The organism is Streptomyces sp. NPDC005805 (genome assembly GCF_040630445.1).
Taxonomy (GTDB): Bacteria; Actinomycetota; Actinomycetes; order Streptomycetales; family Streptomycetaceae; genus Streptomyces.
This window is the reverse complement of the sequence record NZ_JBEXXN010000003.1, coordinates 184,223-206,483: the sequence shown is the minus strand read 5'-3', so window position 1 is coordinate 206,483 and position 22,261 is coordinate 184,223. Positions and strand designations below refer to the sequence as shown.

Annotated in this window: 19 protein-coding genes and 1 tRNA gene; 8 read left to right on the top strand and 12 right to left on the bottom strand. The window is 73.6% G+C overall.

Annotated elements, in window-relative coordinates; genetic code table 11:
* Positions 1-143 precede the first annotated feature (143 nt).
* Positions 144-3,503 carry a S41 family peptidase gene (locus ABZ457_RS03550; protein ID WP_359153401.1) on the top strand — a complete coding sequence of 1,120 codons (3,360 nt, stop codon included), beginning with the start codon at positions 144-146 and terminating at the stop codon, positions 3,501-3,503.
* A 145-nt stretch (positions 3,504-3,648) separates the two neighbouring features.
* On the opposite strand, the gene ABZ457_RS03545 is transcribed toward ABZ457_RS03550, so the two are convergent.
* Genes ABZ457_RS03545 through ABZ457_RS03535 form a run of 3 tightly spaced genes read right to left on the bottom strand, consistent with a single transcriptional unit; the run spans position 3,649 to position 7,123 of the window.
* Positions 3,649-4,536: an SDR family oxidoreductase gene (locus ABZ457_RS03545; RefSeq protein WP_359153399.1), complete on the bottom strand. Its 888-nt coding sequence runs from the start codon at positions 4,534-4,536 to the stop codon at positions 3,649-3,651.
* The gene (locus tag ABZ457_RS03540) at positions 4,533-5,555 is read right to left on the bottom strand and encodes an alpha/beta hydrolase (RefSeq protein ID WP_359153397.1); all 1,023 of its coding nucleotides are present in this window, start codon (positions 5,553-5,555) and stop codon (positions 4,533-4,535) included. The genes ABZ457_RS03545 and ABZ457_RS03540 overlap by 4 nt, the downstream gene beginning before the upstream one ends.
* A complete protein-coding gene (locus ABZ457_RS03535) occupies positions 5,552-7,123 on the bottom strand; it encodes an NAD(P)/FAD-dependent oxidoreductase (protein ID WP_359153395.1) in 1,572 nt (523 codons plus the stop codon). Before ABZ457_RS03535 ends, ABZ457_RS03540 begins: the two co-directional genes overlap by 4 nt.
* 202 nt (positions 7,124-7,325) lie before the next feature.
* On the opposite strand from ABZ457_RS03535, the gene ABZ457_RS03530 reads away from it, so the two are divergent.
* Positions 7,326-7,970, top strand: a complete 645-nt coding sequence (locus ABZ457_RS03530; protein ID WP_359153482.1) for a MerR family transcriptional regulator — start codon at positions 7,326-7,328, stop codon at positions 7,968-7,970.
* A 131-nt stretch (positions 7,971-8,101) separates the two neighbouring features.
* On the opposite strand, the gene ABZ457_RS03525 is transcribed toward ABZ457_RS03530, so the two are convergent.
* Entirely contained in the window at positions 8,102-8,902 is an 801-nt protein-coding gene (locus ABZ457_RS03525; RefSeq protein ID WP_359153393.1) for an exodeoxyribonuclease III, read from the bottom strand.
* Between the two features lie 251 nt (positions 8,903-9,153).
* Positions 9,154-9,918 (bottom strand): GntR family transcriptional regulator, encoded by a 765-nt coding sequence (locus tag ABZ457_RS03520; RefSeq protein ID WP_359153391.1) that lies wholly within the window; start codon positions 9,916-9,918, stop codon positions 9,154-9,156.
* Between the two features lie 109 nt (positions 9,919-10,027).
* Here ABZ457_RS03520 and ABZ457_RS03515 point away from each other — a divergent pair, with 109 nt between their 5' ends.
* The 5 genes from ABZ457_RS03515 (at position 10,028) to ABZ457_RS03495 (ending at position 13,985) form a co-directional block, all read left to right on the top strand.
* Positions 10,028-10,273, top strand: a complete 246-nt coding sequence (locus ABZ457_RS03515; RefSeq protein ID WP_359153389.1) for a hypothetical protein — start codon at positions 10,028-10,030, stop codon at positions 10,271-10,273.
* Positions 10,270-10,704 (top strand): ATP-binding protein, encoded by a 435-nt coding sequence (locus ABZ457_RS03510; RefSeq protein WP_359153387.1) that lies wholly within the window; start codon positions 10,270-10,272, stop codon positions 10,702-10,704. Before ABZ457_RS03515 ends, ABZ457_RS03510 begins: the two co-directional genes overlap by 4 nt.
* A 341-nt stretch (positions 10,705-11,045) precedes the next feature.
* Positions 11,046-11,534 carry a GNAT family N-acetyltransferase gene (locus ABZ457_RS03505; protein ID WP_359153385.1) on the top strand — a complete coding sequence of 163 codons (489 nt, stop codon included), beginning with the start codon at positions 11,046-11,048 and terminating at the stop codon, positions 11,532-11,534.
* 181 nt (positions 11,535-11,715) lie between these two features.
* Positions 11,716-12,876, top strand: a complete 1,161-nt coding sequence (locus ABZ457_RS03500; RefSeq protein WP_359153383.1) for a tetratricopeptide repeat protein — start codon at positions 11,716-11,718, stop codon at positions 12,874-12,876.
* On the top strand, positions 12,873-13,985 hold the full coding sequence (locus ABZ457_RS03495) for a polyprenyl synthetase family protein (RefSeq protein WP_359153381.1): 1,113 nt from the start codon (positions 12,873-12,875) through the stop codon (positions 13,983-13,985). The genes ABZ457_RS03500 and ABZ457_RS03495 overlap by 4 nt, the downstream gene beginning before the upstream one ends.
* Before the next feature lie 267 nt (positions 13,986-14,252).
* On the opposite strand, the gene ABZ457_RS03490 is transcribed toward ABZ457_RS03495, so the two are convergent.
* A complete protein-coding gene (locus ABZ457_RS03490; RefSeq protein WP_359153379.1) occupies positions 14,253-16,586 on the bottom strand; it encodes a hypothetical protein in 2,334 nt (777 codons plus the stop codon).
* A 203-nt stretch (positions 16,587-16,789) separates the two neighbouring features.
* Here ABZ457_RS03490 and ABZ457_RS03485 point away from each other — a divergent pair, with 203 nt between their 5' ends.
* Positions 16,790-17,344, top strand: coding sequence for a hypothetical protein (locus tag ABZ457_RS03485; protein WP_359153377.1), 555 nt, complete (start codon positions 16,790-16,792; stop codon positions 17,342-17,344).
* Between the two features lie 112 nt (positions 17,345-17,456).
* On the opposite strand, the gene ABZ457_RS03480 is transcribed toward ABZ457_RS03485, so the two are convergent.
* From ABZ457_RS03480 to glp, 6 genes are all read right to left on the bottom strand, one after another.
* Positions 17,457-17,530: transfer RNA gene (locus ABZ457_RS03480), tRNA-Ala, on the bottom strand.
* Between the two features lie 224 nt (positions 17,531-17,754).
* The gene (glpR, locus tag ABZ457_RS03475; RefSeq protein WP_359153375.1) at positions 17,755-18,897 is read right to left on the bottom strand and encodes a gephyrin-like molybdotransferase receptor GlpR; all 1,143 of its coding nucleotides are present in this window, start codon (positions 18,895-18,897) and stop codon (positions 17,755-17,757) included.
* Positions 18,898-19,033: 136 nt separating this feature from the next.
* Entirely contained in the window at positions 19,034-19,687 is a 654-nt protein-coding gene (locus tag ABZ457_RS03470; protein ID WP_359153373.1) for a GNAT family protein, read from the bottom strand.
* Positions 19,684-20,349: a MogA/MoaB family molybdenum cofactor biosynthesis protein gene (locus ABZ457_RS03465; protein WP_359153371.1), complete on the bottom strand. Its 666-nt coding sequence runs from the start codon at positions 20,347-20,349 to the stop codon at positions 19,684-19,686. The genes ABZ457_RS03470 and ABZ457_RS03465 overlap by 4 nt, the downstream gene beginning before the upstream one ends.
* Positions 20,346-20,882 (bottom strand): cyclic pyranopterin monophosphate synthase MoaC, encoded by a 537-nt coding sequence (gene moaC, locus ABZ457_RS03460; RefSeq protein WP_359153370.1) that lies wholly within the window; start codon positions 20,880-20,882, stop codon positions 20,346-20,348. The genes ABZ457_RS03465 and moaC overlap by 4 nt, the downstream gene beginning before the upstream one ends.
* A gap of 73 nt (positions 20,883-20,955) precedes the next feature.
* Complete coding sequence (gene glp / locus ABZ457_RS03455; protein ID WP_359153368.1) at positions 20,956-22,257, bottom strand: gephyrin-like molybdotransferase Glp; 1,302 nt, start codon at positions 22,255-22,257, stop codon at positions 20,956-20,958.
* Positions 22,258-22,261 lie beyond the last annotated feature (4 nt).

Below are 22,261 nucleotides of genomic sequence, written 5' to 3'. Positions count from 1 at the left end.
AACGAAACCGTTTCGTACACGACGGTAGCCCATCCCTCCCGCGAAACGAAACCGTTTCGCTTGTGGACTGGGTCACGCCCGGGGCCCGGCGGCGGGACACGCCGCGAGTTGCCGCGCCCCGGGCACCCGGAAAGCATTGGGGGGTGAGTGACGACGCCGCGTATCTCCGCTTCCCGCATCTGCACGAGGACCTGCTGTGCTTCGCCGCCGAGGACGATCTGTGGGTCGCCCCCCTGGTCCCGGAAGGGCAGCGGCCCGGCCGCGCCTGGCGGTTGACGGTGGACCGCACCCGGGTGGGCCATCCCCGCTTCTCCCCCGACGGCACCGGCATCGCCTACACGAACTGGCGCAGCCTCGACCCCGAGGTCCACCTGGTGCCGGTGGACGGCGGACCGGCGACCCGGCTCAGCTACTGGGGCTCCACCGACACCCGGGTCTGCGGCTGGACGCCCGACGGCCAGATCCTCGCGGTCTCCTCGCACGGCCAGCCCTTCTCGTACTTCTCCTGGGCCTACAGCCTCCCCGTGGACGGCGCCCCCGGCGGGCGGCTGCCCTGGGGCCCGGTCGCGGACATCGCCGTGACGGACGTGGCCGAGGGCCCCTCCCAGGCCGGCGGCGCCGGCTGCGAGCGGCGCACCCTGCTGCTGACCGGCAAGCCGCCGCACGAGCCGGCCGCCTGGAAGCGCTACCGCGGCGGTGCGATGGGCCGGCTCTGGCTGCACGGCGAACGGCTGCTGCCCGATCTGGACGGGCACCTCGACTCCCCGATGTTCGTCCGGGGGCCGGGCGCGGACCGCTGGGCGCCCGAGGAGGGCGGCCGGATCGCCTTCCTCTCGGACCACCAGGGCGTCGGCAACCTCTACTCCTGCCTCCCCGACGGCACCGACCTGCGCCGCCACACCGACCACGACGCCTTCTACGCCCGCCACGCCTCCAGCGACGGCCGCCGGGTCGTCTACCAGTGCGCCGGCGACCTGTGGATCGTCGACGCGCTCACCCCCGACTCCGAGCCCCGGAAGCTGGAGGTCCGCCTCGGCGGGCAGCGCGCCGGGCGCCGCCCGTACCAGGTCCCGGCGGCCGGGAACGTGGACGCGCTCTCGGTCGACGAGACCGGCCGGGCCAGCGCCGTCGGGGTGCGCGGCAGCCTGTACTGGCTCACCCACCGCGACGGCCCCGCCCGCACCATCGCGGACACCCCCGGCGTCCGGGTCCGGCTGCCCGAGATGCTGGGCAGCGGCGGCCAGGTCGCCTATGTCACCGACGCGGGCGGCGAGGACGCGATCGAGATCGCCTCCCTGCCCCGGGCCACCGGCGACCGGCCCGCCCGCCGCCTCGCCCAGGGCGCACTGGGCCGGGTCCTGGAGCTGGTCCCGGACCCGGACGGGGAGCGGATCGCGGTGGCCGCGCACGACGGGCGGCTCCTCCTGGTCGACGCGGACGAGGAGGGCACCGGCGAGGTGACCGAGCTGATCCGCTCGGTCAACGGCCCGGTCCGCGACCTGGCGTTCTCCCCCGACGGCGGCTGGCTGACCTGGTCCCACCCGGGCATCGGCCGCTCCCTGCGCCAGATCAAGATGGCCCGGATCGCGGACCGTACGATCGTGGACGTCACCAACGGCCGCTTCGAGGACGAGAACCCGGTCTTCACCAGCGACGGCCGCTATCTCGCCTTCCTCTCCTGGCGCGGCTTCGACCCGGTGTACGACGTGCACACCGGCGACCTCTCCTTCCCGCTCGGCTGCCGCCCGTACCTGGTGCCGCTGTCCTCGGCGACCCCGTCCCCGTTCGCGCTCACCCCGGAGGGGCGTCCGGCGGCGGGCGGTCTCGATCCGCTCGGCGGCGGGGAGGCCGGGGACGGGACGGTGATGGTGGAGACCGAGGGGCTGGAGAGCCGGGTGGTGCCGTTCCCGGTCGCCGCGTCCAAGTACTCGGCGCTGCACCCGGTGAGCGGCGGCGGGCTGGTGTGGCTGCGCTGGCCGATCTCGGGCGCGCTGGGCGAGACCTTCGCCAACCCGGCGGACACCTCCGGGCGTCCGACACTGGAGCACTTCGACCTGGCCAAGGCGCGCAAGTCCGAACTCGTCGACCATCTGGACTGGTTCGCGGTCAGCGGCGACGGCAGCCGGCTGGTCGTGGTGGACGAGGGCGAGCTGCGCGCGGTGCCCGCCACCGAGTCCGGCGACAGCGACTCCACCGTCTATCTGGACATGCGCCGCATCCTGCACGAGGTGGACCCGCCCGCCGAGTGGCGCGGGGCCTTCGACGAGGCGGGCCGCATCATCCGCGCCTACTTCTGGGACCCGGACATGTGCGGGATCGACTGGGACGGGGTGCTCGCCCAGTACCGTCCGCTGGTCGAACGGGTCGCCTCCCCCGACGAGTTCGCCGATCTGCTGCGGGAGGTCATGGGCGAACTGGGCACCTCCCACGCCTATGTCACCGCCGGGCGGCGCAACGAGGGGCCGGCCCACTACCAGCGGGCGATGGGCCTGCTCGGCGCCAACCTGGTCTGCCGGGACGGGACGTGGGTGGTGAAGCGCATCCTGCCCGGCGAGTCCTCCGACTCCAAGGCGCGCTCCCCGCTGGCCGGCACGGGCATCCGCGAGGGCGCGGTGCTCACCCATGTCGACGGCCGCCCGGTGGACCCGGTCGCCGGGCCGTACCCGATGCTCGCGGCGGCGGGCGGCACCACGGTGGAGCTGACCTTCCTCCCGGCGGAGGCGGGCGGGGGCGCGGCCGCGGGCGAGGGCGACGCCGGGGGCTCCGGCGCGCGGCCGCGCCGGGTGGCCGTGGTGCCCCTGATCGACGAACGCCCACTGCGCTACCAGGACTGGGTGGCCAAGCGGCGGGACGTGGTCCGGGAGCTGAGCGGCGGCAAGTGCGGCTATCTGCACATCCCCGACATGGGCGGCTCGGGCTGGGCGCAGTTCAACCGCGATCTGCGCCTGGAGGTCTCCCGCCCGGCCCTGATCGTGGACGTACGCGGCAACGCGGGCGGCCACATCAGCGAGCTGGTGATCGAGAAGCTGACCCGGAAGATCCTCGGCTGGGACCTCACCCGGGACGCCCAGCCGGTCAGTTACGCCTCCAACGCGCCGCGCGGCCCGGTGGTGGCCATCGCCGACGAGGCGACCTCCTCCGACGGCGACATGATCACGGCGGCGTTCAAACTCCTGGGCCTCGGACCGGTGGTGGGCACCCGGACCTGGGGCGGGGTGGTCGGCATGACGGGCCGCCACCGGCTGATCGACGGCACGGTGATCACGGTGCCGATGAACGCGGCCTGGTTCGACGCGTACGGCTGGTCCGTGGAGAACCACGGCGTGGAACCGGACCTGGACGCGCTGCGCACCCCGCTGGACTGGGCGGAGGGGCGGCACACGGACATGGACGACGCGATCCGGCTGGCGCTGGACCTGCTGCGGTCCAGCCCCGCGGCGGAGCCCCCGGACCACTCGGCGGTCCCGGACCTCCGCCGCCCGAAACTGCCCCCGCGCGACTGACGGGGGCCGGTGCGCGAGACCCGGTCCAGGGGACGCGGGTGCCGATGCGCGGGCCCGGGCCGGGGGCGCGGGGGCCGATGCGCGGGACCGGGCGCACGGCCCGGGCCCTCCCCCGGTGCGCGGGGACCCGCCCCCGTCCGGACCGTCAGGCGGGCGCGTCCGCCGGACGCTCCGCCTCGTCGGCGGCGCCGCCCGCCCCCACCAGCCCGGTCGAGACGGTGGCCAGCCGCGGCTCGAAGCGGCGCATCTCCCGCTGCCCCACCGTCGCGATGATCCCCGGCAGATAGCCGCGCACCGACTGCATCCCGCGCAGCCACCACTGGGCGTACACATGCGCCGAGCGCCGCTCGATGCCGGCGACGATCCGGTCCACGGCCGGGCCGAGCGGGTACGTCCGGTTCGACGGCCACGGCAGCCGCTGCCGCAGCTCGCGCATCACGTCGTCCTGGTCCGCGCCGCGCACCATGTCCGTGTCCGTCCAGGACAGGTAGCCGACGCCGACCTTCACGCCCCGGTAGCCGACCTCGGCGCGCAGGCTGTGCGCGAACGCCTCCACGCCCGACTTGGAGGCGCAGTACGCGGACATCATCGGCGCGGGCGTGATCGCGGCGAGGGAGGCTATCTGGAGGAAGTAGCCGCGGCTCTCCAGCAGGACCGGCAGGAACGCCCGTCCGGTCACCGCGCTGCCGATCAGATTGACCTCGATCACCCGCCGCCACGCCACCGGGTCGGAGTCGAGGAACGGGCCCCCGGCCGCCACGCCCGCGTTGGCGACCACGATGTCCACCTTGCCGAAGCGCTCCTTCACCTCCCGCGCGACCCGCGCCATGGCCTCGTGGTCGGTGACGTCCGCGTGCCAGTGGTCGCAGTCGCTGTGCAGCCGGGACGCGACCTTCTTCAGCTCGTCCGGCTCCAGGCCGACCAGCGCCACCTTGGCGCCGCGCGCCGAGAGCTTGCGGGCCAGGAGTTCGCCGACGCCGCGCGCGGCGCCCGTGACGACCGCGACCTGCCCGTCGAGGCTCTGCCTGCTCATGCTGCCTCCTCCTCGGCCGGCGCCCCGCCGGCCCTCGTCGTCCCCGGCGCGCCGCCGGACACCCGTTGCCCCGGTACCGGAGCCGCCGCCCCGGCGGGGTCCGTGCCGGAGTCCGTGTCGCCGGCCGCCGACAGCCCTGCCACGCCCACGAGTTCGCGGATCTTCGCGGTGACCGCCTCCGGCGCCTCGACCGGGGTCATGTGCCCCATGCCCGCCAGCTCGACGAGTTCCCGGCACTGCGGGAGGTCGAGGGCGAGCCGCTTGGCGTGCACCAGCGGGGTCAGCCGGTCGACCGTCCCGGCCAGGACGATCACGGGCAGGTCGAGCTTGCGCACGCCCTCGTCCAGGTCGAGTTCGCCGAGCACCTGCGACCAGGCCACCCGGGCCCGGCGCGGGCAGGCGTGCACGATGCGGGCACAGGCGTCGACCCGCTCCGGCGCCGAACCGGGCCCCATCGTGGCGTACTTGAGGACGGCACGGGAGATCGGTGTGACCGGACCCAGCGGCGCCCTGGCACCGAGGACCAGATGGGTGAGCCGGCTGCGCAGGGGGCCCGGCCGCAGCGGCACCACCAGCGACTCGTCGGCCAGCCGGGCGCTGCCGGTGCTGCACAGCAGCACGGCGGCGGCGTGTTCGCGGAACGCGGGGCGGGCCGCAGCGGCCATGATCGTCATTCCGCCCATGGAGTGGCCCGCGACCACGGCCCGTTCGCCCGGTGCGAGGACGGTCCGGAGCACCGCCTCCAGGTCGTCCGCGAGCCGTTCGGTGCCGACCTCGGCCGCCGGGGTGCGGCCGTGGCCGCGCTGGTCGTAGGCGACCACCCGGTGGTCGACCGCGAGGTCCCGGATCTGCGCCGCCCAGAAGTGGGTGGAGCAGGTCCAGCCGTGCGCGAGGACCACGGTCGGGGCGCCCTCGGGGCCGTGCACCTCGACGTGGAGGTGCGAGCCGTCGGCGGAGACGGCGGTCAGCTCGTGCGCGGGGACGGGCGGCGCCCCCGCCCGCTTCAGCAGCCTGCTCATGCCACGGCCTCCTTGTCCGCCCGGCCGGCCTTGCCCGTCGCGACCGTGGTCCCGGGGACCGCGGCCGGGACGGCGGCGGGGCGGGGCCGGCGCACGACCTCGTACTCGGACAGGTCCACCCGCCGGGTGGCGTTGCGGAACTCGGTCGTCGTCCCCGGCCAGATCGTGGTGTTGCGCCCGCTCGCGTCCAGGTACCAGCTGGTGCAGCCACCGGTGTTCCAGACCGTGCGCTTCATGCGCTCCTGCACCCGCCGGTTCCACGCGTGCACGGCCGACGCCCGGGCGGAGAGCACGCTGTTCTCGCCGAGGACGGTCAACTGGCGCAGGTAGTCGGCCATGTAGTTCAGCTGGGACTCGATCATCAGGATCATGGAGGAGTTCCCGAGGCCCGTGTTGGGGCCGATGATGGTCATCCAGTTGGGGAAGCCGGCCGCGGTCGCGCCGCGCAGCGACTCCATGCCGCCCTTCCACGCCTCCGCCAGCGTGATCCCGTCGACGCCCACCACCCGGTCCGCGATCGGCATGTCGGTGACATGGAAGCCGGTGCCGAAGACGATCGCGTCGACCTCGGTCTCCGTCCCGTCCGCCGCGACCACGGTCGAGCCGCGCACCTCGCTCAGCCCGGAGGCGACCACGTCCACATTGGGCTGGGCGATCGCCGGGTAGTAGGTACTGGAGAGCAGGATGCGCTTGCAGCCGATGCGGTAGTCGGGCGTCAGCTTGGCCCGCAGCGCCGGGTCCTTGATGGACTTGGCCATGTTCGCCTTGGCGAGCCGCTCCACCAGGCCGAGTTCGTTCGGCCGCTTGGTGAACGCCTGGACCTGGAGTTCCCGGATGCCCCAGAGCAGCCCGCGCCGGGCCGCGCCCGTGAACGGGAGCCGGCGGTGCAGCCAGCGCTCGGCCCCGGAGACCTTCCGGTCGACCCGGGGCATGACCCACGGCGGGGTCCGCTGGAAGAGCGTCAGGTTCGCGACCTTCGGCTGGATCGCGGGCACGATCTGGATCGCCGAGGCGCCCGTGCCGATCATGGCGACGCGCTTGCCGGTCAGGTCGTAGTCGTGGTCCCAGCGGGCCGAGTGGAAGACCTTCCCGGGGAAGGTGTCCAGACCGGGGATGTCCGGCGTCTTGGGATCGGAGAGCGGCCCGGTCGCGGAGACGACGACCTGCGCGGTGAAGCGCCCCCGCGAGGTCTCGATCTCCCAGCGGGCGGTGTCCGCGTCCCACTCCATCCGCAGCACCTCGTGGTTGAGCCGCAGGTGGGAGCGGAGCCGGAAGGTGTCCGTGACGTGCTCCAGGTACGCCCGGATGTGCTCCTGGCCGGAGAAGGTCCGCGGCCACTCGGGGTTGGGCGCGAAGGAGAAGGAGTAGAGGTGGGACGGCACGTCGCAGGCGCAACCCGGGTAACTGTTGTCACGCCAGGTGCCGCCGACGGAGTCCGCCCGCTCCAGCACCACGAAGTCGGTGATCCCCTCGCGGCGCAGCCGGACGGCGGCGCCGAGGCCGCCGAAGCCGGATCCGATCACCGCCACGCGTACGTGCTCGTGCTGCTGCTCCTGCTGCTCGGTCATGCCTGTGCCTCCCGCTGAAACCGCCGAACGTCCCGTGTCGCCGTTCCGTGAAGGGCCACGCCCCCACGAGAAACGCTGCCACCAATCACTGGCATGGTTGGGAGGGTAGAGCAGCGGCATACCGAGCGGTAGGGGTAGGACCCGACAAGTTACCGGCGGTACAACATAGGCTTCCGGTGTGACTGGAGCGCGTGAGTACCGCATGGAGGAATTGGCCGAGGCGGCCGGCATCACGGTGCGCACCCTGCGCTTCTACCGCGAGCGGGGGCTGATACCGCCGCCCCGCCGCGAGGGCCGGATCGCCTGGTACGACGACCACCACCTGGCCCGGCTGCGCACCATCGCGGCCCTGCTGGAGCGCGGGCACACCCTCAACGGCATCGCGGACCTGGCCGACGCCTTCGACAGCGGACGGGACGTGGGCGAGGCCCTCGGACTCGTCGAGCCGACCGAGGAGACCCCGGTCCGGCTCACCCCGGAGGAGCTGGCCGACCACTTCGAGGGCGAGGTCACCCCGGAGAACCTGGCGAAGGCCCTGGAGCTGGGCTATCTCACCGTCGACGGCGACGAGATCGTGCACGTCAGCCGCCGTCTGCTGGACGTCTCGGCCGCGCTGGTGCGCGAGGGCGTCCCGCTCTCGGCGGTCATGGAGGCGGGCGGGCGCATCCGCGAGCACGCCGAGGCGCTGGCCGACCTCTTCGTCGAGGTGATGCTGAAGCACGCGGACGGGGCGGCGGACGTGGAACGACTCCGTCCGCTGGCGAAGAGCGTGGTCGACGCGGAGCTGTCCATGGCGATGGACCGCCGCCTGGCGGTGCCGCCGCCCGGCGGGGCCGGGCGGGACTGACCGGGTCCGGGCGCGCCTGACGGGCCCGGCGGGGCGGGGGTGCGCCTGACGGGGCGCGAGCCTGAGCCCGGACGGGCCCGGGGGGCGCCTGACGGGTCCGCCGTCGGGCGGGCCGGGGCGGCAGCCCCGGGTCAGCCGAGGCGGTAGGTCGCGCTCACCGGCGCGTGGTCGCTCCAGCGCTCCGCGTGCGTCGCCGCCCGCTCCACCCACGCCTTCACCGCGCGCTCCGCGAGCCCCGGCGTCGCGACCTGGAGGTCGATGCGCCAGCCCGTGTCGTTGTCGAAGGCCCGCCCGCGGTAGGACCACCACGAGTACGGCCCCTCCTGCTCCGGGTGGAGGGCACGGACCACGTCCACGTACCCGGCCTCGTCGTAGACCCGCGACAGCCAGGCGCGCTCCTCCGGCAGGAAGCCCGCGCTCTTGCGGTTGGCCCGCCAGTTCTTGAGGTCCGCCTCCTGGTGGGCGATGTTCCAGTCGCCGCAGACCACGACCTCGCGGCCGTCCGCCGCCGCGCGCTCCCGCAGCCCCTTCAGATACGGCAGGAACTCGTCCATGAAGCGGACCTTCTCGTCCTGCTTCTCGGTCTCCGCCTCACCGGACGGCAGATAGAGGCTGGCGACCGTGACACCCGGCAGGTCCGCCTCCACATACCGGCCGCTGCCGTCGAACTCGGCCGACCCGAAGCCGGTCCTGACCGCGTCCGGCTCCCGCCGTGTGAAGAGCGCCACACCCGCCCGGCCCTTGGCCGAGGACGGCGCGAAGACCGTGGACCAGCCCTCGGGGCTGTGCACCTCGGCGGGGAGCTGGTCCTTCTCGGCGCGCACCTCCTGGAGGCAGACGACATCGGCGGAGGTGCCGGCCAGCCACTCCACGAAGCCCTTCTTGGCGGCGGCCCGCAGACCGTTCACATTCACGGAAGTCACGGTGTACAAAACATGCTCCTGCTGAGTGGCTGTTCATCATCGGGTCAGGAACCGTCGGCCCACGGGCCAGGTTCCCACACCGGCCGGCACTCGACTCGCGTCCCGGTCGGGGTACGCACGAGCGCGACCCGGCGCAGCAGCTGCTTCAAGAGGCTGCCCTTGTGCTGATCGCCGATGGCGTCCCAGGTGGACAGAAGGTCTGCCGCAATCGGCTCGAAGCTGACAGCGCCCCGCCTCGGCCGGGGCGCTGTCGTGTTCCCTCAGGCGTCCGGCTGCTCGATCCCGAACTCGTAGGCGATCTCCCATCGCACGTCCGCCACCGTGATGTCCGCCGTCTCGACAGGCCGTCCGCTGCGGTCGTAGTAGGTGCGCTCAACCTCGGTGATCAGGTCGCCCACGGAGATGCCGAGCAGGTTGGCGATGTGCTGCGTTGCGCGGGCAGGGCGCGGGATCTCGACGGCCGTCTCGATCAGGACACCGATGGACCGCATGCGCTCGACCACCCCGGCCCCGGCGAGCGGACCCATTTCGGGGAGCACGACCGGGGTGCCGTCCGTGATCGTCATGGGCTCCCACGATTCGGAGAGTTGGACCGGCTGACCGTCCGCCAGGAATTCGTAGCAGGTGTGGACGCACGGGTCGCCAGGGGCGATGGCGAGTCGCTCGGCGATGGGCTCGGGGGCCGGCACCCGAGCCGTGCTGCGGGACTCCCACGTCCCCGCCTTGCCCTGCTCGCGCATGTCGGCGCGGAAGGGCGAGCCGCCGCGTCGCTCGCGGTGGCGGGAGCGGACCATCCGCAGCCGCTCGCGCGGCCGCCGCACGTACGTGCCGGATCCCGCACGGCCTTCGAGGAGGCCCTCGATGATCAGGCGCTCCATCGCGCGTTGGGCGACGCTCTGGCCGACGCGGTACTCATCGGCGATACGTGCTCGGCTGGGGAGCTTGTCGCCGATGGCCCACTCGCCGGCCTTGATGCGGTCGCGCAGTGCATCCGCGACCTGCAAGTAAGGCGTTTCGCGTGGCATATACGCAGCTCCAGCTTTCGAACGTTGACATTGACAAAGCTAACCCATCAGGTTGAAGCTGAATACTCAGCATCACGAAACGTGATCTGCTCATCACCAGGGGAGATCCATGCCTGATACGCCTCCGGGTGTCGCCGCCCTCGCGGGCGCTCTCGCCACGGCGACCGGCAGCGAGCCGACGATCTCAAAGGTCCCCCGCGGGCATCGCATCGAATGCGCTCTCCCCTCCGACATGTCCGACGTCACCCGCTCCACAGTCCTCGACACCCTTGCGTTGGCCGACCGGTACGGGCACATCCGCACCGCCAGCGACGACAGCGTATGGGCCGAGATCGATCGGAAGGCAGCCCCGTGACCCACCACCTTGTCCTGCCCTTACTCGTACCCGACTGTCCGGCGGACACGGTTCCGCCCCTGCTTCTGCTCGACCGGCACCCCGAATCCGTGGGCTACGCCCGCCGGCACGCACGGCAGTTCGTGACGTCGCACGTCCCGGACGTTCCCCGTGATCCGCTGGCAGACGTCGTCCTGGTCGTGTCCGAGCTGGTGACGAACGCCGTCCGCTACGGCGGAGAGCCGGGCGACTCGGTGCAGGTGGCGGTCGCGGCGGAGCCGGGCCGCGTGCGGATCGAGGTCCGGGACACGTCCCGCCGGCGCCCGCAGCACCGGCCCGAGTCAGAGGACCGGACGCGCGGCCGAGGGCTGCGCATCCTCGACGAGCTGACGCGATGGGGCGTCGACGATGCCCCTTTCGGCAAAGTCGTATGGGCCGAGGTGACATGGTGACAACCACACACAAGGGAGCAGGGACGTTGCCGGGCGCCGAGTTCTCGTCCCGGGCGCAGGTCGAGGTGGTGCTCGCCGTCGGGCTGGAGTCACTGGCCGCCGGGTCTCGACGGCAGGCGTTCGAGGCGTACCTGCTACGGCACATGCCGCGAGGCCGAGTGATGCCCGGCCTCGTGCGGCCGCTGTCGTGTTCGTAGCGTAGCCGTCCAGCCACCGCGTCACATGAGGTCAGGTGCGAGATGTTTTGCACACGGTGCCCGAAGTCACGGTGAGCATTGGGGCAGCCTACCGACCCCGGGGCCGGGAGCGGGCGCCTTCCGGGCAGCCGTACGCTTTTCAACATGCAGCTCAGAGCCACGGCCTTCGACCACCCCGACGCGGTGAAGCTCAATGATCAGGTGCAGCTCGAGTACATCGAGCGCTACGGCGACGACGAGGGCGACGCGACCCCCCTTGACGCGTCCATGTTCGTCCCGCCGCGCGGCCTCTACCTCCTCGCGTACAACGGCGACCGCCCCCTGGCCACCGGCGGCTGGCGCACCCAGGACGCCAACGACATGGGGTACTCGAACGGTGACGCCGAGCTGAAGCGCATGTACGTGGTCCCCGAGGCCCGCGGCCTGGGCCTCGCCCGCCGCATCCTGGCCGCCCTGGAGGACGACGCCCGCGCCGCCGGCCGCGTCCGGATGGTCCTGGAGACGGGCGACATGCAGCCCGAGGCCATCGCCCTCTACACCTCCAGCGGCTACGAGCCCTGCGCCAAGTTCGGCCACTACCGCTTCTACGAGAGCAGCCGCTGCATGGCCAAGCCCCTGCGCCTGGCGGCCTGACCTCCCGGGCCCCACAGCCCCGGTCCCCGCCGCGGCACCGCCCGCCGGTCGTAGGTCTCGGTGGGGACGGCCCCTTGGTCCGTAGCCCTCCCGAAGGACCGCAGGAGGGTCACGGAGGGGGACTACAACGGCCCCTTCCCCCGCCTACCGTCATGATCACCGAGCTGTGAAGGGCAGTGACATGACGGTTCATCAGACGACGACGGTCCGGCCGGGCGCATTCTCCCCGCCCCCGTCCGCGGCGGACGGGGACACCCCCGGCGGAGGGGCCGGCGGCAAGGCGTTCGCGCCCGAGTACCAGGGGGCCCTGGGCTCCCTGTCGGTCAACTCCTCGCTCCACGAGGTCGTCGAGCGCGGCCTCGCGGAACTGCGGACCGCCGAGGCCACCGGCGACCACCGGGAGTCCGCGCGCTGCGGGATAGCCGTCGCGGAGGCGTACCGCCGGCTGGGCCGGATCGAGGACGCCGAGCGGATCTGGAAGTCCAGCTACCGCACCGCCCGCGCGGCGGGCGACCTCGGCGGTATGGCCTGGGCCGCCTGGAGCGGCGGCACCCTCGCACGGCAACGCGGTGCGCTCCCCCTCGCGTACCGACTGCTGCGGATCGCCGCCGACCTGGGTGAACGCGGCGGGGACGTGGTCGCCCGCGGCTACTCCCTCGCCGGGCTGGCCGAGACCGGGCGCATCCAGGGCGACTACGAGGCCGTGGGCCGGCTGCACGAGCAACTGCTCGCCGAGGCGCGCCGCCGGGGCGAGGCCCGCCACACGGTGTGGGCCCTGGAGGGCATCGCGCAGATGCACCGCAACACCGGCTCCTACGACACGGCCCTGGCCCTGTTCGAGGAGGCGGCCGAGACGGCGGAGCGGGCGGACGACCGGCGCGGCCGCGCCTGGGCGCTGCGCGGGGTCGCCGATGTGCTCTCCGCGCGCGACGGCGATGTGGACCGGGCGCTCGCCCTGCTGGCCGAGGCGGCGGAGCTGTGCCGGGAGATCCGCCTGGCCGGCGCCCTGGCGTACAACCGCAAGATGCGCGGCAACGTCCTCTACCGGGCCGGGCGTTATGCGGAGGCCCGCAAGGAGTACACGCGCGCCCTCGCGGAGTTCCGGGAGATGGAGGAGGCGCGGGGCACGGCGCTCGCCCGGCTGGGTCTGCTCAAGTCCCGGGCCAGGCTGGGCCGGGACGCCTCGGAGACCGCCGCCGAGCTGGCGGACCTGCACGGCGAGCTGCGCCGGATCGGCCTGCTGCACGCGGACCGGGTGATCGTGCGGGCGGCGGAGGAACTGGGCGTCGAACCGCCGCCGGGGGCGGAGGCGGTGGCCACGGGCACGGGAGCGGTCCGATGAGCCCGGTCCGTTCCGCCGCCGCCCCGCCCGCTCCCCCGGCCCCGCCGGTCCGCACCGAGGAGGCGCGGTCCGCCCTGGACCGCTGCCGCGCGCTGGCCCGCCCGGCCCTGGCCCGCGCACTGCGCGAACTGGACCCGTGGACCGGGGAGATGGCCGCGTACGCCTTCGGCTGGCAGGACGTGCACGGCACCCCCGCGCCCGGCGCCTCCCAGGGCAAGGGCGTCCGCCAGACCCTCGCCGTACTGGGCGCGGAGGCGGCCGGCGCACCGGGCGCGGCGGGCGTCCCGGCGGCCGTCGCGGTCGAACTCGTCCACGCCTTCTCCCTGCTGCACGACGACCTGATGGACGGCGACGAGACGCGCCGCCGCAGGCCCACCGTCTGGAAGGCGTACGGTCCGGGCCCGGCGGTCCTCGCGGGCGACGCGCTGTTCGCCCTCGCGGTGCGGACGGTGGCGCACACCCCGGACGCCGTCGCACCCGCGGCGATGCGCCGGCTCTCCACGGCCCTGGCCGACCTGGTCCGGGGACAGGCGCAGGACCTGGTGCACGAGGGCCGTCCCTGGCAGGGCGCGGGCGCGGTGAGCCCGCAGGAGTACCGGGTCACCGCGGAGCTCAAGACCGGTTCCCTGCTGGGCTGCGCGGTGGCGACGGGCGCGCTCCTGGGCGGGGCGGACGAGGACACCGTGGAGGCCCTGAACCTGATGGGGCGTCACGCGGGGGTCGCCTTCCAGCTCGTGGACGACGTCCTCGGCATCTGGGGCGACCCGGCCGCGACGGGCAAGCCGGTCCACGGCGATCTGCGGCGCCGCAAGAAGACCTACCCGGTCCTCGCCGTCCTCTCGTCCGGCGGCCGCGCGGCCCAGGACCTGTCCGCCCTGCTCGCCGCCCCGCCGCCCGGCAGCACGGACCGCCCCGGCGACACCGACGACGCGTGGGCGGCGCGGGCCGCCGCGCTGGCGGAGGCGGCGGGCGGCCGATCGGCGGCCCTGGCCGAGGCGGGCCGCCATCTCGCCGCCGCCCGCGCCTGTCTGCGCGCCGTGCCGCTCGCCCCGGGCGCGGCCCGCACGATCGACGCCCTGCTGACGCGCCTCCACGACCGCACGAACTGACCCGCCCGCCGCCGGCGCACCCCTGAAAACGCCGTGATCCCGGCCCGACACCAGGTCGGACCGGGATCACGTGCACCACCCGCCGGGCGGCCGCGATCGCCCGCCCGGCGGCACCCGGCCGCCGAGCCGTCCGGACAACCACGTCACGGGCCGGGCCGGAGCCGCCATCCGGAGCAGCGGCCTCCGGGCCCGGCCCGGGCGGGACGGCACCCGCCCGGACCGAGGAACCGGGCCGGGCCGGACCGAGGAACCGGCCCGGCCGGGCCGTCAGGCGGCCCCGCCCGGCTCCCTCCCGCGTCGCCGCATCCACCACACCAGCGCCCCGCCGGCGACGGCGATCGCCGCGGCGATACCCGAGATCAGGCCGACGGGCGTGTCGGAACCGGTGTCGGCCAGGTCCCCGTCCGGCTCCTTGCCCGGCGGCACCGGCTTCGGGGAGCCGTCACCCGGACCCGAGGGGTCCGGCGCCGGGTCCGACGGCGGCGGCCCGCTGGGCTCCCCCGGCTTCGTCGGGGAGGGTGTCGGCGTCGGATCGGGCCCGTCGCCGCCACCGCCCGGGTTGCTCCCGGCGGTGTTGCCGCCGAGGTAGAGCGTGCCGGCGTTCTCCGCGTCGTCCGTCATCGCCCGGACCGAGGTGTCCTTGGTGCGCGGCAGATAGCGGTGCTCCGCCTTGAAGCGCTGGGCGGAGACGTTCCGCTTGGGCGCCTTGGACATGTCGACCCCGCCGACGATGTAGATCATCGTCCCGCCGGCCGTGGGCACGTCGTACTGGAACTCGCCCTCCGTGTAGATCTTGCGGTACTTCTGGAACAGCTCGTTCTTGTCCCACTTCTCGTTCGGCGCGCGCAGCGGCCACCGGGAGACGTCGTTGCTGTTGATGATCTTCCGGTAGTCCGTGGGCGCGACCGCGTCCTGCTGGCGGACGAACTCCGCGGCGACCCGCGCGTTGTACACGCGCCGCAGATCCGCGTACTGCGGTTCGGTGTTGATCTGCTTCTCGACCGCCGGGACGATCATGGCGTCGATCACCGCCTGGGCGGCCCGGGTCTGCGCCTCGTCCGGGGTGCAGATCGGCTCACCGGGACCGGGGGTCTGCGTCGTCTGCGCGGTGGACTTCAGGCGCAGGGGCGCGTCCAGGATGTAGATCCCGCCGTCCTGCTCGCGCACCTGGGCGGGCTTGGGCTCGATCCAGTTCCGCAGGCCCGGCATACAGGGCTTGCCGTCCTCCTTGGGCAGGGCCGCCCAGTAGCGCCGGCCGAGGTCCGTCGCCGGGTCCATGGCCTTGTAGAAGTCGTGCTTCATCCGGAGGTCGGCTTCGAGCAGGACCCGTCCGGCGTCGGTCTTCCCGAAGCGCGCGTCCATGATCCGGTCGGGCTCGTCCGGGTTGAGGTTGACCCAGAACTTGTCCGGCGTCAGGGCCAGCCAGGTGTTGAACGCGTCGGAGATGAGCTGGGCCTTGGCCTTGCCGCCCCAGCCGGAGTTCTCCTCCGGGTCCTCCTTGGCGCTGAAGGCGTAGTCGACGCCCTTGCCCTTGACCGGCTTGCCGACGTACTTCAGCTCCAGGGTGGAGAAGTCCACCCCGCCCGGCCCGCGCAGCGCGCGCTCCGCCCCGGGCACCTTGCGGGCCGCCTCGATCTGGCGGCGCATGGTCTCCGGCGTGGGCTGCGAGCGGTTGATCATGTCCGCCCCGCCGGTGCGCGCCCCGGGCTGTCCGGGCGGCGCCATCAGCCCATTGCCCGGCTTGTGAGGGCTGCCGCCGGCCGGGGGCTTCTCCACGGCCGAGGACAGGTGCTGGTAGGTGGTGATGGAACGGGACGGCGCGTTGCCGCGCAGTTCGTTCACGAACTTCGTGGTCCCGGACTTCTGCTGCTGGCCGTGCACGATGGTGTAGCGGGACCCCTTCCACTTGGGGTCCTTGGACCAGGCGCGGTCCTTCGGCGCCTGCTTGGGGTCGTGCTTGCCGTTGGACTTGATCTCGACGATGTGCTTGGTGCGCTTGTTGTACGCGTCCAGGGTCCGCCGGTGCTCGACCCCGGTGTCCGGGTCCTTGAAGATCACGTCCTTCTGGCAGATCCAGTCCGGGCCCACCAGCCCCATGTCCCGGACGACCTTGGCCTCGTAGGCCTTGCCCCGCGGGTCGTGGCCGGACGGCGGTATGTACGCCTCGCGCAGCCAGGTGCCGAAGTCGGCCCAGTGGTCCGGGTAGTTCTTGCGGGCCTTCTCCCAGTAGGCGTAGACCCGCTCCTTGGTCCCCTTCTTGTAGTCGTCGGGGTTGTCGCTGAACTCGCCCGGCTCGGGGGCGGCCAGTCCGTCCCACTGGAGTCCGCCGTTGACGTAGTCGTAGGTGTCCCAGAGCGCCTTGACGCGGGAGGCGTCACCCGCGGGCAGTCCGCCCGGGCGCACCCCCTTGATGCCGTACAGCTCGTCGCAGCGCTTGCCCGGGCTGAGTTCCTTGGGCTTGGGCTTGGGCGCCGCGCCGGCCGTTCCGGTGAGCGCCGGCAGCGCGCCGAAGGACATCACCGCGGCACAGGCGGCGGCGACGGCGGTGCGCGTGAGCGTGCGCAGGCGGCCTTGTCGTGATCGTGGTGTCGTTGGGTGCACGTCGATTCCCTGAGGGCCCCCACAGGGCAGTCCCTCGCACGGCACCAGGGCCCCCGTGGTCGATTGGCACCGGCGAGAACCGCCACCCTAGGGGTGTCATGCACCTGAAATCCCAGGGTTCGGCCGGCCTGTCGCCGACCAACTCCGTTTGTCCACAGGATCGTTGCAAGCGGTACCGGGCACCACCGTTAGAGTCGCCCGGTATGGGTGTCGAGGATGACTTCGTGGACGACGGGGACGGGGACGACGAGGCCGCCTGGCTCGCCGACCAGGAGAGGCAGCACGCGGTGGACGGGCTCCGCTGCGACAACCCCGTCCTGAACGAGTGGCTGGCGGCGCGGCGGGCCGCGTTCCCGGCGTGGGCACAGCGGCACGGCGGCGACTGGGACTTCGGCCTCGCCTCGCTCGACCGGCTCGAAGCCCTCCTCCGCGCCTCCTTCTCCTCCTACGAGGAGGCCCGCTCGCGGGAGGACGACCCCTTCCTGCTGACCGCCGCCTGGTACCTGGGCGAGGTGCACAACCGCGCCCGCGGCACCGTCTGGCAGCTCCACCCGGACGCACCGGACCACCCTCCGTACAAGGCGCAGCCGTTCGTGAAGATCCCCTGGGAGCGGAAGGACGAGTACGAGGACGCCGAGGGCATCGAGGACGACGCCCGCCCCCTGTACGCCCCGGTCGACGGCATCTGCCGCCTCTTCACGGGCGGCCCGCCCCGGCGCCTGCGGGACGCGTTGGACCGCTACGACCCGACGGCCTGACTTCCCGGGGCCCGCGACGTCCGGCCCGTCCCGGAAACGACGAGATCCCGCCCTGCTCGATGAGCTGGGCGGGATCTCGTGAACCGTCCGACCTGAGTCGTACGAGTCGTTGTGGACCTGTGGGGATTTGAACCCCAGACCCCCTCGATGCGAACGAGGTGCGCTACCAGACTGCGCCACAGGCCCTTGCGACGTGTGAAACTCTAGCATCCCGATCGCGGTGCTCAAAAATCCGTATCCCCGCGGCCGTCGGGCGGCCCGCCGCCCCTCGCGGACCCGTCCTCACCTGCGGCCCCGCGCCGGACGATCACCCGCCCGGCGGTCGCGCCCGGCCCGGGACGATCACGCGCGACGCCCCCGTGCCGGGGCCGGCACGGGGGCGTCGGAGGCGGAGCCCGGCGGGTGCCGGGTCACTCGTTGGCGGCGCGGGGGCGGTCGTCGTCCGCGTACTGGTCGAACAGCGGGGTGCGGCCCCGGTCGCGGGAGCGACGCTGCTGCGGCGGGCGGCGCCCGGACGGCGACTCGGTCACCGGCGGGGCCTCCTGCTCCTGCGCATCCTGCCGCGCCTGCTGCCGCTGCCGGCGCTGGGCCGGCTCCGCGGCGGAGGAGCGGGCCGAGCTCCAGGTCTCCGGATCGCTGACGTCCACCCCGCTCGTGGCGCGCGGGGCGACGGGCGCGGTGACGTACGTGGGGAGCGGCACCGGGACCGGGTCCCAGCTGTCACCCGCGGCCGGACCGCGCTGGCGGCGCTGCTGGTCGACCCACTCCGCGTGGTCGGTCTGCTCGACGAGGGCGCGGCGGCCGGCCTCCTGCGGGGAGATCGCGGGCTCGGGCTGCGGCTCAGCGTGCGGGGCCGGCTCCCCACCGGACTCCTCGGCGCGCGGGCCGGACTGCCTGCCCCGGGGCCCCTTCTCGCGCAGCCGCTGGGCCGCCGCCTCCGCCTGACGCCGGTCCATCACATAGGCGAACCGCCGCCGCTCCTGCTTGCGCAGGTGGGCGATGTAGCCGCTCAGCAGCACCGCCGGGACGGCGGGCGCCCACAGCAGCCCGAGACCGCCGACGGCCGCGACGACCGCGCCCGCGGTGAAGGCCACGAAGAGGACGGAGGTGGTGCGTCTGCGGCGCGCCAGGACCTTGCTGCGCCGTGCGCGTTCGGCGGCCGCGCGGTTCTGGCGGCTCGCCGGGCGCGCGGGCGCGGACCGGCGGGGCCGTTCCGCGGGCGCCGGAGCGTCCTGGCGCGCGGGCGCCGGGGCGGTGTCCTGGCGCACTTCGGTTCGGGGCGCGGCGAAGGCCCGGACGTCCACGGAACTCAAACGGTCCGTGGCCGCGTCCGGGTCGACGTCGTACTCGGGCTGCTCGGCCGTGCGTCCCCGCTGGTCCTTGGCGTAGCGCCGCTCCATTCCCGCCCGGCCGGACAGCAGCCGGATGGCGGTGGAGAAGCGTTCCGTCGGACGGGCTTCGTTGAGCTCGTCCTGCCTGCGGAGCCACATCGGCACCAAGTAGGCGGCCCAGGCCCCGACGATGACTGCGTAGATGAGGCCGCTGCTGCTCACGCATCACACGGTAGAGGGATTCGCGCAACAGCATCCGCCAATTGGCCCGGTGTGTCGCACGATCTGGCTGATATCACGGACTTTTTTTGTGATTACTCAGATCAGATCGGGATCGACGTCGACCAATTTCGAACATTTATTTTATTTCTTGTGCCGTTCCGGGCGGCGAACCGGGTGCGGTCCGCGTTCGTGCCTGATGCCAGCGCCGGAGCAGCCCGTTGGGCACCTCCTCGGACGTCAGCGCGAACACCAGATGGTCCCGCCAGGCGCCGTCGATGTGCAGATAACGCGGGCGCAGGCCCTCCTCGCGGAATCGGAGTTTCTCCACGACCCGGCGACTGGGCCCGTTCTCGGGGCGAATGCAGATCTCGATCCGGTGCAGACCGACCGCCCGGAAGCAGTGGTCCGCCGCCAGCGCCACGGCCGTGGGCATCACCCCGCGGCCCGCGACCTCCCGGTCCACCCAGTAGCCGACGTGTCCGGAGCACATCGAGCCCCAGGTGATCCCCGCGACGGTCAACTGCCCCACCAGCCGCCCCTGGTACTCGATCACGAAGGGCAGCATCCGGCCGGCGTTCGCCTCGGCGCGCAGATGGCGGACCATCTGGCGGTACGTGGGGCGCCGGGCCACCGGGCCGCCCGGGGCGGGGGGCGGAACGGTCGCCTCCCAGGGGCGCAGCCAGTCCCGGTTGCGCCGGTTGACCTCCCGCCAGATCCGGTGGTCGCGCAGCTTTATGGGGCGCAGGACGACATCGCCGTCCGCCAGGACCACGGGCCAGGTCACGTTCATGACGTCGGGTGCCCCGGGGCGTGGTGCGAGCCGGCGGCGTCCGGTGCGGCGGCGTTCGGTGCGGGGGTGTTCGGTGCGGGGGTGTTCGGCGCGGAGGCGTCCGGTGCGGCGGCGTCCGCCGGGGTGCTCTCCTCCCCGGCGCTCTCCGCCGGGCGCGCGTGGTCGCCGCCGCGGATCTGGTCGACGGCGTGCTTCAGCAGGTGCTCCAGGACGGCCAGCCCGTCCCGGACCCCGCCGGTGGAACCGGGCAGGTTGACGATCAGGGTGCGGGAGGCCACCCCGGCGAGCCCTCGCGAGAGGGCCGCGGTGGGCACCGTGTCGCGCCCGTACGCCCGGATCGCCTCCGCGATGCCCGGCACCTCGTGGTCGAGGAGCGGACGGGTGGCCTCCGGGGTGCGGTCCGTGGGCGAGAGGCCGGTGCCGCCGGTGGTCACGATCACGTCGTACGCGGCCTCGACCCCGTCGCGCAGGGCCTTGGCCACCGGGTCGCCGTCGGGCACCACCCGCGGGCCGTCGACCGCGAAGCCGAGGACCGTGAGCTTCTCGGCGATCAGCGGCCCGCCCCGGTCCTCGTAGACCCCGGCCGCGGCCCGGTTCGACGCGGTGACGACGAGGGCCCGGTAGGCGGCCGTGGCGTGCCCCGCGGTGGCGGCGGCGCTCACGAGTCCGCTCCTTCGCGGCGGTCGCGTTCCTCACGTTCGTCGCGCTCTTCGCGCTCCTCGCGCGTCCAGTCGCCGGACTTGCCGCCGGTCTTCTCCTCGACGCGGACGCCGGTGATGACCGCCGCCTTGTCGACCGCCTTCACCATGTCCACCACGGTGAGCGCGGCGACCGAGACCGCCGTCAGGGCCTCCATCTCCACGCCCGTGCGGTCCGTCGTCTTCACGGTGGCGGCGATCTCGACCGCGTCGTCCGCGACCGAGAGGTCCAGCTTCACGCCCGAGACCGCGAGCGGGTGGCACAGCGGGATGAGGTCGGGGGTGCGCTTGGCGCCCATGATCCCGGCGATCCGCGCGGTGGCCAGGGCGTCCCCCTTGGGCACGCCCTCGCCGCGCAGCAGCTCGACGACCCGCGGGGAGACGAGGACGCGGCCGGTGGCGCGTGCGGTGCGCTCGGTCACGTCCTTCCGGGAGACGTCGACCATGCGGGCCGCCCCCGCCTCGTCGATGTGCGTCAGCCTGCCTTGCGTGCTCATGTGCGCCAGCGCTCCCGGTCCGGACCCGTCAGGGCCTTGTGTGGGCAGACACGCTACCGCCACCGCGCCTCCCTCACCCGAGGAGGACCACCTCGACGTCCGTCCCCGGCTCCACCGAGGTCACCGTCTCCGGGACGACGATCAGGCAGTCCGCGTGCGCCAAGGCGGCCACGAGGTGGGACCCGGCGCCGCCGACCGGCGCCACCCGGCCCTTCTCCTCCTCGTAGGCGCCCCGCAGGAACTGGCGCCTGCCGTCCGGGGAGGTCAGCGCCTTGTCCGCGACCAGTTCGGCCCGGGCCCGGGGGCGGTGCACATCCGGCAGCCCCATCAGACGCCGGATGGCGGGGCGGACGAACAGTTCGAACGACACATAGCTGGAGACGGGGTTGCCCGGCAGCGCGAGGAGCGGGGTGTGCTCCGGGCCGATGGAGCCGAAGCCCTGGGGCTTGCCGGGCTGCATGGCCAGCTTCCGGAAGTCGATGCCGCTGCCCGGCACGTCCTCGTCCCCGACGGAGGCCAGCGCCTCCTTGACCACGTCGTACGCCCCGACACTCACCCCGCCCGTGGTCACCAGGAGGTCGGCGCGGATCAACTGGTCCTCGATGGTGGCGCGCAGCGTCTCGGCGTCGTCGGTGACGGCGCCGACGCGGTAGGAGATGGCGCCCGCGTCACGGGCCGCGGCGGCCAGCGCGAAGCTGTTCGAGTCGTAGATCTGCCCCTCGGCCAACGGCTCACCGGGCTGGACCAGTTCACTGCCGGTGGACAGGACGACCACACGCGGACGGGGACGCACCCGCACGGTGCCGCGGCCGATGGCGGCGAGCAGGCCGATCTGCGGCGGTCCGAGGACCGTCCCGGCGGGGAGCGCGAGGTCGCCCGCCTGCACATCGCCGCCCCGGGCGCGCACATGGGCGCGCTCCTCGGCCGGCCGGTGCACCCGGACCTCGCCGCTCGCGCCCTCGGGGGCCTCACCGGCCGGGCGCATGGTGGTGACCGCGCCGCCGCCCGCGCCACCGTCGGTCCATTCGACCGGGACGACCGCCTGGGCGCCCGGGGGCAGGGGGGCGCCGGTCATGATGCGCGCGGCCTGGCCGGGGCCGACCGTGGGGAGCCCGCCGCTGCCCGCCGCGACATCGCCGATGACGGTGAGGACGGCGGGGAACTCCTCGCTCGCCCCGGCCACATCGGCGACGCGGACCGCGTAGCCGTCCATGGAGCTGTTGTCGAACGGCGGCAGCGCGACCGGCACGGTGACGTCCTCGACCAGGACGCAGCCCTGCGCGTCCGGAAGCTGGAGCTCGATCGGGTCCAGCGGGCGGACCGCGGCGAGGATGTCCTCCAGGTGGTCGTCGACCGACCAGATCGTGCTGCTCACCGTG